The organism is Haliscomenobacter sp. (assembly GCF_033763495.1).
In the GTDB taxonomy this organism is placed as follows: domain Bacteria; phylum Bacteroidota; class Bacteroidia; order Chitinophagales; family Saprospiraceae; genus Haliscomenobacter.
This window is the reverse complement of record NZ_JANRKL010000181.1, coordinates 42567-56126: the sequence shown is the minus strand read 5'-3', so window position 1 is coordinate 56126 and position 13560 is coordinate 42567. Positions and strand designations below refer to the sequence as shown.

Below are 13560 nucleotides of genomic sequence, written 5' to 3'. Positions count from 1 at the left end.
ATGAACTAAAACTAATTTTTGAAGGGTTGCGCACTTCAAAACTTGCAAATCATGTACTTTTTACTCAAATGTTATCAATTGCCAGATAAGCAAATAACATCAAGCCATTTATCCTACTCCCTTTCCGTCTTCTCCCTCAAACGCTCATATGGCAACCAATCCATAGTCCCTTTCCAATCCAACCACTCCAGGCTGTTGAATCGTTTTTTGTAGTCGTAAAACGAAGACTCGTGGTGGGCAAAGCCCGGATAGTAATACGGCTTACCCAACTGTCGACAACTGTAAATCTCCAGCAGCATCGTGTACACTCCAAGGCTATATGCCCCGTAATCGGGATGGAACATGGCATAAATGCTTGACATGGATTTAGGGGTATGGTCGATCAAACTGCTTGCGATCAGTTTTTCCTCATCATAAACATCGAGGATCAAACCTCTGGTTGGCAAACTTTCATGGGTGGTGCTGATGAAGTCAAAAATGCTATCGGGCACATTGCGCACAAAGCGCTCGCGGTGCAGGAGGAAAAGTTCGTGATGTGCATCGGTGGGGCGCCCGGAAACCAGGTTCCAGTGAAAGTTTTCGTTTTTCCGCCAGATTTTGGCCTGGCTTTTGGTGAGCGTGAAATGATTGACCGGTATCCGAAGAGGGAGCACTTGTAGCGGACCTGCTCCGGTCGTTATGTCTTCGTGAGTATCGTAAGAGTACCGGTAAAAAATATTGCCTGCCCGCCGCCAGCCATTTTCAAACATCAAATCCAGTTCTTCATCCCCAATGCTCAGCAGCCAGGCATGTTGGTGATGAATCACCTGCCCGTTGAGCTCCAGTTGATTTTCCTCGGAGAAAAGATAGGAATCGGGGTATAAGATCATACAACAAGATTGGGCACCAAAAATAGGTGTATCAAAGTTTACCTTACAAATTAAGCTTGAATTTTGTTGTTAAGAACACAAAGGTTTCTATTTTTTTTGAATCAGGCCAAAGCGACATTTTATTTCACAAAGAAAACACCAAGAGACACAAAGGGCACAATGTTAGACGTTAAAAGTCTTTGTGTCCTTTGCGCCCTCTCTTTTCCCTTTGTGATAAAAAAATGCCGCTTTGACTGTGTTAATATTAATCAGGGCAATGCATCGTAAAAGAAACACGGCCCTAGGCCATTACTGCGCAGGGAACCGATAAATCGTCCGCGTGTTATACGTTTGTCCCGGATTCAAGGTAGTCGTTGGAAAATTGGGCTGATTGGGGCTATCAGGGAAGTGCTGCGTTTCCAGACACAATGCTGAACGGAACACATAGGCCTGTCCACTTTTGCCCACCTGGGCCCCGGTCAAAAAGTTGCCACCATAAAATTGAATGCCGGGCTCTGCCGTCAATACTTCCATTTTGATGCCACTATTGGGACTAAGCACCGTTGCAATGAGGGGCAACTCACCTGCAGCTACTTTTTGAGGAATTACCACAAAATTGTGGTCATAACCCTTGCCATACTTGATTTGCTCGTGATCGGCATCCACCCGATCACCTATGGCGGTAGGTTTGCGGAAATCAAAGGGGGTACCCTCTACCGAAGCCAGCTCACCTGTTGGGATCAAGGTTGCATCAACAGGAGTGTATTTGGAGGCAAAAATCTGCAAAAGGTGGTCGTTGATGCTGGTGTCGCGCTCGCCATCCAGGTTCCAGTAGTTGTGGTTGGTGAGGTTGAGTACGGTTGGTTTGTCGGTGGTAGCGCTGTATTCAATTTCTACGCCTCGGTCAGCAGTGAGGCGATAAATCACTTTCACCTGCAAATTGCCAGGGTAACCTTCCTCCATGTCTTTGGACAGGTAGCTGAATTCTACGCTGCTGCTGTCGATTTGTTTGGCATCCCATACTTTTTTACAAAAACCTTCTGGTCCTCCGTGCAAGTGATTGGCGCCGTTGTTGGTGGCCAGGGTATAGGTTTTGCCATTGAGCGTGAATTTGCCTTTGGCGATTCGGTTGCCATAACGACCTACCACGCAGCCAAAGTAAGATTCCGTCTTGAGGTAGTCGTCGATGTTGTTGTATCCCGTCAAGACATCGATGTCCCGGCCATCCTTGTCGGGCACCAACAGAGCAACCATCCGGGCGCCGTAATTGGTAATGGCTGCCTGGATCGGGCCATTTTTCAGGATGAACAATTCAATTTTTTTACCCTGGTGGGTCTTTTCGAAATTTTTAGGATCGGGTAGGCGGTAGGCCATTTCCTTCTTGGATTCCATTTCAGTGTTTTCTTTTTCTTTTGCTTTCGGTTGACAACTCAGGGCAATCAGGCTAAAAAGCGCGAATCCGATGAGTGCTTTTTGTTTGTTTTTCATTTGCTTGCGATTATCAATGGTTAAAAAAAATGACCAGTTTATGCAGTTCGCATGATAAAGCTGGGAAGGTATTGTATTTTTCCGAACGCTAAAACAGTTTACTGCATGTCCGAAAGAATTTCCATTCCTGCCCAAGGCCGCGATAAAGATACTATTCTTGATGAATTGTCAAAGTTACATTTAAAGGACATTTCCTGGAAAGCAGGCCGTGCCTGGAGTATGGTGTATTACGTGGATGATGCCCACCAGGAACTCCTGACTGAGGCCTACAGTAGCTTTTTTTCCGAAAACTACCTCAATCCTTTTGCTTTTCAAAGTTTGAAAAAAATGGAGTTGGAGGTGATTCAAATGACGGCCAATCTATTGAATGGAGATGAAAATGTGACGGGCACCATGACTTCGGGCGGGACAGAAAGTATTTTCCTGGCGGTATACACTTACCGGGAGCGAGCCCGCAAAGTTTTCCCTCACATTACTGAACCAGAAATCGTCACTTCAGATAGTATCCATCCTGCATTTGAAAAAGCCGCCCATATCCTCAACATCAAGGTGAAAAAAGCGCCGATTGATGCTGAAATGAGGGCACAGCCGCAGGAGTTGAGTAAACTGATTACGCGCAATACCATTCTCATTGCCGCCTCTGCACCTACTTACCCACACGGGGCGCTGGATCCAATTGTCGAGATTGCTGATTTGGCACTGCAGAAAAAGGTACCCTTTCACGTTGATTGTTGCATCGGGGGATTTTTATTGCCCTGGGTAGAAAAATTGGGATACCCCGTTGATCTTTTCGATTTCAGGGTGCCAGGAGTTACTTCCATTTCCGCCGATGCTCACAAATTTGGCTATGGTGCCAAAGGCGCTTCGGTGCTTTTGTACCGAAATATGAACTACCTGAAACACCAGTTTTACATAGCCACCGATTGGCCAGGCGGGATTTATGCCTCACCCACCTTGATGGGGTCGCGCCCTGGTGGAGCGATTGCTGCTACCTGGTCGGCCATGCAGGCACTGGGACAAGATGGTTATTTGCAGATTACTCAGGAAATCATGCAAGCTACTCAGGAAATTAAAAAAGCCTTGTCCGAAATTCCAGAAATAAGTATTTTGGGCACGCCAGTGATGAACATCATCACCTATACAACTCGTGGAAACCAGCCTGATATTTTTGTAGTGGCCGATCAATTGGAACAAAAAGGATGGATGTTGGACCGTCAACAATTGCCCAACTCCATTCATTTGACTGTAATGCGCCAGAACATCCCAGTGATTGACACTTACATTGAAGACCTCAAAGCCTCAATTCTCTTTGCAAAAAACAATCCAGGTGAAACCGCAAAAGGTAATGCCGCCTTGTACGGTTTGATGGCGCGAATTCCTTTTCGAGGGATGGTTGAACAAAACGTGCGCAAAATTTTTGAAGATTTATACGATTTTTCCAAAACCAGCCTCGTCGAAGAAGCCGAGACATCTTCTACTTTGCCAGAACCGCCCTTGTGGATGGGCCTCTTGAACCGTTTCCTACTTTGGTGGGGACGATTCGGCAATAAAAAGTTGAAGAGTTGAGGAGCTGAGACGACAGCAGCGATTTTGACAATACCCTTGTCTAAGCCGCTGCGGAAGCTTCAACTCTTCAACTCCTCAACTTCTCAACCCAATATTAACCCATAAACCTAAAAGACCATGTTTCGACTCCTTTTGCTAACAATCATGATCCTTGTGCTGGCTCAACAGGCCCAAGCGGTTGACTATCATTGGGTAGGCGGTAGCGGTGACTGGTCCGATATCAGCCACTGGGCGACAGCCAGTGGTGGTGCTACCCGTCACAACGTAGTACCAAGCCCCAGTGACCGGGTTTTTTTTGATGCCAACTCCTTTACTGCACCCAACCAGGTCGTGAACGTCAACAATCAATCGATTTTCTGCCTGGATATGAACTGGGAAGCAGCAACCAATAACCCTACTTTTTCCGCTCCAGCAGGGTATATTCTCAATGTTTACGGTTCCTTAAGGTTGAGCGCGAATATGGTGTTTTCGTTTCGGGGCGCGGTCAATTTTTTGGCCAATACCACGGGGCAAACCATTCTTATGGCAGGTCACCGCATCAGGCAATTGGTTACCTTTAATGGTGCGGGTGGAGGCTGGACTTTGCAATCGCCTTTACAAACGGATTCGACCTTACTCATAAATGCGGGGAGTTTGAATACCGGAAATCAGGCAATGAGTTGCAAACGTTGGTTCGTTAATCCAGGCGCAGCAGTAGCTCTCGATCTGGGGAGTAGTCGCATTATGGTCACAGGTTCTTTTTATACCTCCCGTGTTTTGTATCAGTACGATTCCGCAGTGGTCGAGTTCAAGCGCGGCAATTTGAGTGTGGTGCCCGGAACTTCGGTTATAGAACTGAATTCAAATAAACCCTTTTTGCGGGTTACTGGTGTCGGGAACCTCAATTTGGGTACTGTGTTATTTTCCAGTACCCAGGGAAAAGGCCGATTGATCAGCGAAACCGGCGGTACAATCAATTTGACAACCCTTGAAATGCGCACAGATAGTGAGGTGGAAGGTTCGGTCAATTTTGACAACCTCATCCTAGGGCCTGGTAAAAATTTCAAGTTTCAGGCTGGATTCACCTATCGGTTAAAGAAGTTGAACGCAGTGGGGCAATGTATTTCCCCCATTCAGATTTTCAGTAGTGTTTCTGGTACGCAGTTCACTTTTGAAGCATCGGCCGACTCAATTACTGGTGATTTTGTCTCACTCAAAGATGTAAAAGCGTCTGGCGGGGCCCGCTTTGTGGTGCGCAGTGCCGCTGACCTGGGCAACAATAGCGGATGGACCATTGTTGAAAAATCCAACAATAACCTCTTTTGGGTCGGTGGCAATGGGAATTGGAGTGATCCCACCCATTGGTCGTTCACCAGTGGAGGAACTGGCGGTGCCTGTGTCCCTACCGCTGGTGATAATGTGTTTTTTGACGCCAATTCAGGCAATGCCATAACTGTAACCATCGATATCGAAAATGCTTATTGCCGCAATATGAGCTGGACTGGTGCCACGGGGGCTCCAACACTTGCTGGCGACAAAACCAAAGCCATGCACATTTTCGGTTCATTGGTTTTTATCACTTCCTTGCGACAAAACTTCCAGGGCGATTTTTATTTCGAAGGCGCCAATGTCAGCAATACCATCACTTCTGCTGGGCGTATTTTTAACAAAGACATTTATGTGGCAGGTTCTGGAACCTGGGCTTTAACCGATAGCTTATCTGTGTTCAATACCTTTTATTTCATTCAAGGTGATTTTTCGACCGCCAATCAACGTGTGATCACCCGCAACTTGCTCTCCCGTGAAAATCAGCCACGCAAACTTAGCCTAGGTAGCAGCCTTTGGATCATGCGCAATCGGGAGCCATTGAATTTCAATAACTTGGAATGGAACATAAACTCTCTGCAAATTGCGCTGGATGCAGGTACATCAATCATTCGTTTCAGCAACCAGTATGGATACATGGTCTCGAGTGCCAATGTAAATGCTCCAGACCTGACCTATAACGTGGTCGAATTTGCAGGAGGGGATGGTACGCTCAGTAACTTTTCTAGACATAAACAACACTTTGATACGATAACTACTACGGCTACATTTTGGAATTATGGTAGCAATTCCGCCAATGTGGTCAAGTTTTTCAATGTCAACTATGCCTTTCAGATCAATGCCCAGGACACTTTTACACTGGGCGAGCTGATTGTCCCCGATGTATGCAACGGAATGGTGGAACTGCGCTCTGCAGGAAATGGTGGACAAGCGATTCTCAATGCCACAAAGCCCATTACAACTCAACGCTTGATGATCCAGGACATCAAGCGCATTGGAGTGGGACCGGCCATTGCCAACAATTCAATTGACCTGGGCAACAACGAAGGTTGGACCATCAATGAACTGGCGGGACGAGATTTGTATTGGGTTGGAAAAGGCGGCAATGGCGATTGGTTCGATCCAGTCAACTGGTCAAAAAGTAGTGGAGGCTCTGGCGGTGAGTGTATTCCTACTGCCAAGGACAACGTTTTTTTCGACGCCAATTCATTCAATGGCCCCGATCAACAAGTCAACAACTACAGCCGTTTTGCCTATTGCCGCAACATGAGCTGGAGTGGGGTAAGCAACAATCCCATCTTAAGGATGTGGGTTTTGAATGCCTTCGGTTCAGTTAATTTACCAAATCCAAGAGCCGAGTCTTCAATTACTGAGTTGAGTCTTCGGGGAAATCTAACCGGAAATACCATTCAAACTTCTGGATTTAGACCTTTTAATACCGTCATCTATGGCAATGGCTCCTGGCTGTTACAAGATAGCCTCAGTACTTCCAACTTATATGTGCGATCTGGCGAGTTCAATTCAAATGATAAGCCGATAACGGCTGATCTATTTTGGATTACTCATTATCATTTTAACAAACAAATAGTGAAGCTGGGTAAAAGCCATATCCGTTTAAATGGCAATGGTTTTACCAACTTTCACACGATGTTTGTAGCAGAAACAGCGATGATTGACGCGGGGACTTCACTGCTGGAGTTCACCAATACTAATCCATCCTTTTTTTCCAATAACAATGCGACCTTTCACAATGTGTTGTTTTCCAACCCTAAGGGAACCTCAACGTTAGTGCCTTATTTTATACCACATTCTCCAGGGAATGCCCCTAAAACCAATCGTTTTAATCGGATTGAATTTCGAAATAGTGGAATCCTTTTGGGGATTAATGTAATCGACTCATTAATATTTAGTGCTGGAAAAACCTATGATTTGGATGTGCTATATGACCAAACCGTCAATGAATATTTTCAGGTCATTGGTAACAATTGTAACCCTATTGAACTCCGTTCAACAGTAAGTGGCAACAAGGCTGAAGTGATCATGAATGGAGGAAAAGTAGTGGCGGATTTTGTACAAATGCGGGACCAACGTGGTGTAGGTTCTACCCAATTTCTGGCTGGTGCCAACAGTACCAACATCAGCAACAGCAACGAAAACTGGGTTTTTGACTCCCCAGTCGACTATGTTGATGAAGGGATTTTGGGTAAAGATGTAGTTTTGTGCAAAAACAATAGTTTACTTTTAGATGCCAACACATTTAGTGCTGGTGAATCTTACCGTTGGAATGATGGCAGTAGCAAAGCTATTCTGAATGTAACCCGGGCCGGAACCTATTTTGTGGCAGTCACTTACAACGACGGTTGTATCCTCATGGATACCGTCCGGGTGTTGCCTGCCGCTGATTTTACGCCCAATTTAACGAATGACACAACCCTGTGCGCTGATCAAAATCTGGTCTTGGATGCGGATTTGAATCTGGTTGGAGCTATTTATCGCTGGCAGGATGGTTCTACTGCAACCAGTATCAACGCCAGCAAAGCAGGGAAGTACAAAGTGACCGTTGAATTGTCGGGCTGTTTTGCTTCGGATTCTACACAGGTTCGGGTCATTAGCCCCGCTGCTATTAACTTGGGCCGTGACACCAGCATTTGTGATGGACAATCTTTACTGCTGGATGCCTCCAAGACTGGTGGGCGGACGTACTTATGGAGTGACAGCACCACAGGGCCAGCCCTTCGGGTCACCACTGCCGGATTGGTTTGGGTGGAAGTCAACGATGGTCAGTGTACTGCCCGGGATTCGATCAACATCAATGTGTTGCCTGCTTTAGGATTAAATTTGGGGCGCGATACTTCTTTTTGTGAGGGTGGAAGTTTCACCTTCCGCTCCAACCTGAGCAATATCACCTTCCGTTGGCAAGACGGTAGCAACAACTCTACCTTCCAAGCCAGTACGGCTGGTGTATATTGGCTGGAAGCCAGTGCAAATGGTTGTACAGAACGCGACAGTGTGAATCTGCGGATGCAGACTCTTCCACGTTTTGAACTTGGCCCGGATACCAGTTTGTGTGATGGCACCAATTTCAACTTGCGTGCAACGGTCAATACCCCAGGAAATGCCACCTACCGCTGGTCCAATGGCAGTACCAATGCCAACATCAGTGTTCAAGCGAGTGGTGTGTATGCAGTAACCGCCACCTTGAATGGATGTACCTTCAATGACCAAAGACGTTTTGCCTTTAGCCCGGGGCCCGCTTTTGAATTGGGCGCAAATCGCAGTTTTTGCATTGGAGAATCCTACAGCCCTAGTGTGGCCATCAATGGGGGAACCTACCGTTGGAGTACTGGTGCGACCACTCCCCGCATCAATATTACCCAAACTGGCCTTTACTACGTAGATGTGACCCTTAATGGCTGTACCAAACGCGACTCTGCAACTTATACCTTTGCGCCTGAACCTAAATTCAGCTTAGGCCGGGATACGACACTCTGTGCCGGAGAAAACATCAATTTGAATGCCACCACTACCAACGCCACTTATCGCTGGAACAATGGCAATACCACTGCCACTCGAAACTTGACTCAATCAGAAGTGGTTTGGGCAGATGTGACTGTCAATGGTTGCCGCAAGCGCGACAGCATCCGGGTACAATTCATTGATTTACCCAAAGGATTGTTGGGCCAGGATACCACCTTGTGCGAAGGACTGACGAAAACCTATCAATTCAATGTTCCAGGGGCTACACTGCTTTGGCAAGACAATTCCAGTGCCAATCCTTATGTGGTTTCTACGGCGGGTTTGTACATTTTACGAGCCAGTTCAGGACGTTGCAGTGTCAGCGATTCAGTGCGAATTGCCTACAAACCTTACCCTGTCTTTACGCTTGGGCGGGATACCACCCTCTGTAACAATGAAACCTTGAACCTGAATCCTACCGTTGCCGGAGGGGTATATCGCTGGAACGACGGGCAGTCTACTGCAGCAAAAATGCTGAACCAAACGGGGACTTATTGGCTGGAAATCGATCTCAATGCTTGTGTGCGTCGGGATACTGTGAAGATCGTATCCGTGAATTTGCCTCAAAGTTTGTTGAGGCCGGATACCACGCTTTGTGAGGGAAGTACACTCCGACTCAATGTACAGGTACCCAATACGACCACCCAATGGCAAGATGGCTCCAACAATCCGGCCTTTGTGGTGAACCAGGCTGGTTTGTATTGGGCGCAGGTTGCGGCAGGGCGCTGCCAGGTGAGGGATTCAATCAACATTGCTTACAATCCTCTGCCCCGTTTCAATTTGGGCAAGGACACAGTGCTTTGTACCGGTGAGACTCTGGTTCTGGGGGCTTTGACTGGATTTGATCAGGTACGCTGGAGCACCGGTGCGTCTACCCCCGGGATAAATGTCACCAGTGCCGGGACCTATTGGGCCCAGGTGACCCAACGTAACTGCCGATTCAGTGATAGTCTCAAAGTCACTTTAAACGCGGTTCCAAACGTAAACCTTGGCCCGGATACCCTCGTTTGTGATGACAAACCATTTGTATTACAGGCCAGCGGTAGTGGCAATGCTCAATTGCTTTGGTCGGATGGCAGTACGGGGAAATCCCTGGCGGCTACCCTCGCTGGAACCTACTGGGTCCGTGCTTCCAATGGTCGGTGTGCAGATACGGACTCGATGACTTTAAGCTTGCGGGAATGCATCGTGTTTAAAACCTTTACCCCCAATGCTTTCTCTCCCGATGGCAACAGCACCAACGAAACGTTCCGGCCTTACCTCAATGAAAATGTGCGGGTAACAGCCTATGAAATCCAGGTGTTTGACCGCTGGGGGAACCAGGCTTTCCGCTCTACAGATATCAATACGGGCTGGGACGGATTCATTCGGGGTCAAAAAGCACCACATGGTGTTTACATCTATTGGTTCCGCATCGAATATGTGGATGATAAGGGGCCTGGGAATGCCCTGGTTCGGGGGGAAGTAACTCTATTGCGTTAGTTTAACAATCCGGTTATGAGTAGTGAATATCTCGAAAGTGTGAAAAAACAGTTTGCCTATTATAAAATGTTAGGCGATAAAACCATTGCTCAACTCAATGATGAACAACTGTTTTGGCAATATAATCCCGAAAGCAACAGCATTGCCACCATTGTCAAACACCTTTGGGGCAACATGCTGTCGCGCTGGACAGATTTTTTAAACAGCGATGGGGAAAAGGAATGGCGGGATCGCGATGCTGAATTTGAAAACGACATCGCCTCCCGCGAGGATTTACTTGAAAAATGGAATGCGGGTTGGCAATGTCTGTTTGATGCCCTAAACCCGCTTGAACCTGCCGATCTGGAGTGCATCATTTACATCCGCAATCAGGGGCATACAGTGATGGAAGCCATCAACCGACAATTGGCTCATTATCCATACCACGTGGGGCAAATGGTGTTCATTGGTAAAATGTGCTGTGATTCAAGCTGGACTTCTTTATCCATTCCGAGAGGAGATTCCCAGGCTTTTAATGCGGATAAGTTTAAGCAGGAAAAACGCAGGGCGCATTTTACGGATGAGTTTTTGGAGGAAAAAGAGGAGAGATGAATTTACAACAAACCACATCAGTATGCAAACGGAGAAAGCAAGTAAAGGCGCTTGGTACGCGCTGGGAATTCTTTTTGGCATCAACCTGATGAACTTTTACGATCGGCAGATTATGGGTGCCTTAGCCGAGTTGATCAGAAAAGAATGGGGGCTTAACGATGCCTTGTTGGGTACCTTGGGCACTGCCTTTATCCTGATGTATGCGGCAGTTGGTTTGCCACTCGGGCGTTTGGCCGACACCAGGAGTCGCCGCAAAATCCTGGCTGGAGGCGTTAGCATCTGGAGCCTCCTTACCGCAGTGTCCGGCTTGGCACCCAGTTTCGGCTGGATGTTTGTGAGCCGTTTGGGCGTGGGAGTAGGGGAGGCCAGTTGTGCCCCTGCGGCCAATTCCTTGATTGGGGACTTGTTTCCACCGCGTCGTCGAGCCCTGGCACTGTCCATTTTTATGCTGGGGCTGCCACTTGGGACCTTTTTGTGTTACCGCTTGAGTGGGTTGATTGCTTCGGTTTATACCTGGCGGCATGCTTTTTATTTTGCCTGCATTCCTGGGCTGATCTTGGGCCTGCTGGCCTTGAAACTGCCGGAACCTGTACGTGGTGCCACCGAGGAAAAAACCTTGCAAGTTTCTCCTAACCAGCGCTCCCCCTTTTGGCAAGTACTCGCCATTCCTACCATTTTATGGATAATCGTTTCTGGTGCGCTGCACAATTTCAATATGTATGCAATCAATTCCTTTTTGCCAGCCTTTTTGATGCGCACCCACTTGATGAGTTTAAAAGAAGCAGCTAATATTTCCTCGATTGTATTGGGGGCGGTGGGCATACTCGGCCTTATCGGCGGAGGTTGGATTGCGGATCGTTGGAGCCGCCGCCGCAAGGATGCCAAGTTGTTGCTTTCCGCCCTTTGTTGTGGCTTGGCTGCACCTTGTATTTTCCTGGCCTTGAATCAGCCTCCTGGTGCCACCTTGTTGTTTATGCTGCTGATGGGTACGGGCATCATGCTGATGTTTGTGTATTATTCTGGCGTATATGCCTCAATTCAGGAGGTGATCCCCGCCAATTTGCGAGGTACAGCAATGGCTTTGTATTTTTTTGCGATGTATTTGCTGGGAGCAAGTTTTGGCCCGGTCATCACGGGGCTACTAAGTGATCATTTTGCGCGACGGGCTATGCAGGCGGCGGGTGCTGTGGAGCTATCGGAGCAATTTAAGGCGATCGGTTTGCATCATGCGATGTACATCATTCCTATTTTGGGGGTAGCATTGGCCGTGGTGTTGTTTGCGGCGTCGCGCACGGTGAAGAAAGACATTGAAAAAATGCAGGCGAATTAAGACTAAAACCTTTCAATAACCTGCTGAGGTGCCCCTTTGGTGCCTTAGGTTTCTTAGGTGGTAAAAAAAGATTCTTTCACCACCTAAGAAACCAAAGGGGCACCTCAGTTATTACAGGTGTTACATACTTTTACACTCCATTTTACAATTCAAATTCCGCTACAGCCTAGTGCTTGTACTACCTTCGTCCCATTCACTGACCACAAAAAAGTCAACATGCAGTTTCTTCAGCACCCCCAGCGTTTGTTCATTTTATGGCTGTTTTTTCCTTTATTTGGCCTCGCCCAATCTAAGGAATCGTGGATTGATTTGCCACCATCTCAATGGCCAACCATCGGCCTGATCAACGAAGTCCAGTACAAAAACGGTGATCGATACATCGACCCTTCATTCCGTTACGCAGGTACAGGTTTTTTGATCAATACTGGGACCGATACCTTGGCTGCAACTGCAAAACACATCTTGTGGGTGGCCAAAAACAAACAATCTTTAGGCGTAAGCATCAATGCCCACTTGCAACAATGGACCATGCGACCCAAAGGCAACACCCAGGACCTAGCCATCATGGATCAATTGTTGAACGAAGACCCCAATGAAAAACTGGAAGGCGCTGGCTCCAGCATCACCGAACGAGACTGGATCGTTTTTTCGGTCAAAAAAAGCTCGCCTAAGTTGTATCCGCTCAAACCTCGTTTTACGCCTGTCCAGGCAGGTGAAAAAGTGTTCATCATTTCTTGCCCCTACAACGACAGTACCACTCAAATCCACCCAGGAATTGTGGTGCGCAAATATGGCTTGGATATTTTTATTGACCGCGATCCAAAGGCCAATATGGGTGGCTCCAGCGGCTCGCCCGTGATTGATGCCAATGGCCATTTGATTGGCATTATTTCAGCCAGTACTGTCGATAATTTAACGGGGAAACCTGTAGTTGTTGCCATTTCCAGCGAGTACCTAGCTGGAGTGTTGAATAAAAAACCGGATTTGAACCAACCTAAAGCGGATTACGGTGTCACACTTTTAAAAATCGCCCAGGAGAAAGGAGCCAAAGCCGCCATTCGCCAGTACAAAACCTGGATCAAGGACCCTCAAAATTATTACCAATACAATCTATGGAGCACCAATCGCAACGGCTTGCGAGAAACTGGTGTAAAGCTATTTGAGCTGAATCGGGTACCAGAAGCGGTGGACATCCTGGCTTTTAACGCCAAAATCAATCCAAGCTTTTATCAGAACCACAACCTCCTGGCCAAGGCCCAACTACAGGCAGGCGACAAAAAAGCGGCCATCAAAAGTTACCAGCTTTCAACCCTAAAATATACCGATAAAGCCAACAATGAAGCCTTCAAAGCCTTAGAGGCGATTAAAAAATAATCAGCATCTTGTGTCCAATTCCAATCGACACGTTTGTCATCATGGTATACAACAATTTTG

Annotated in this window: 7 protein-coding genes; 5 read left to right on the top strand and 2 right to left on the bottom strand. The window is 47.2% G+C overall.

Annotated elements, in window-relative coordinates; translation table 11 throughout:
* Positions 1-113: 113 nt before the first annotated feature.
* Together SFV55_RS19940 and SFV55_RS19935 are read right to left on the bottom strand one after the other, a co-directional pair.
* The gene (locus SFV55_RS19940; protein WP_320031306.1) at positions 114-869 is read right to left on the bottom strand and encodes a hypothetical protein; all 756 of its coding nucleotides are present in this window, start codon (positions 867-869) and stop codon (positions 114-116) included.
* A gap of 288 nt (positions 870-1157) precedes the next feature.
* Positions 1158-2336, bottom strand: a complete 1179-nt coding sequence (locus SFV55_RS19935; RefSeq protein ID WP_320031305.1) for an aldose epimerase family protein — start codon at positions 2334-2336, stop codon at positions 1158-1160.
* 105 nt (positions 2337-2441) lie between these two features.
* Here SFV55_RS19935 and SFV55_RS19930 point away from each other — a divergent pair, with 105 nt between their 5' ends.
* From SFV55_RS19930 to SFV55_RS19910, 5 genes are all read left to right on the top strand, one after another.
* Positions 2442-3902, top strand: coding sequence for an aspartate aminotransferase family protein (locus tag SFV55_RS19930; RefSeq protein WP_320031304.1), 1461 nt, complete (start codon positions 2442-2444; stop codon positions 3900-3902).
* Positions 3903-4019: 117 nt separating this feature from the next.
* Positions 4020-10205 (top strand): gliding motility-associated C-terminal domain-containing protein, encoded by a 6186-nt coding sequence (locus SFV55_RS19925; RefSeq protein WP_320031303.1) that lies wholly within the window; start codon positions 4020-4022, stop codon positions 10203-10205.
* A gap of 15 nt (positions 10206-10220) precedes the next feature.
* A complete protein-coding gene (locus tag SFV55_RS19920) occupies positions 10221-10796 on the top strand; it encodes a DUF1572 domain-containing protein (RefSeq protein WP_320031302.1) in 576 nt (191 codons plus the stop codon).
* Positions 10797-10818: 22 nt separating this feature from the next.
* Positions 10819-12126 (top strand): MFS transporter, encoded by a 1308-nt coding sequence (locus SFV55_RS19915; RefSeq protein ID WP_320031301.1) that lies wholly within the window; start codon positions 10819-10821, stop codon positions 12124-12126.
* Positions 12127-12342: 216 nt separating this feature from the next.
* On the top strand, positions 12343-13500 hold the full coding sequence (locus tag SFV55_RS19910) for a serine protease (RefSeq protein ID WP_320031300.1): 1158 nt from the start codon (positions 12343-12345) through the stop codon (positions 13498-13500).
* The last annotated feature ends 60 nt before the right edge of the window (positions 13501-13560 follow it).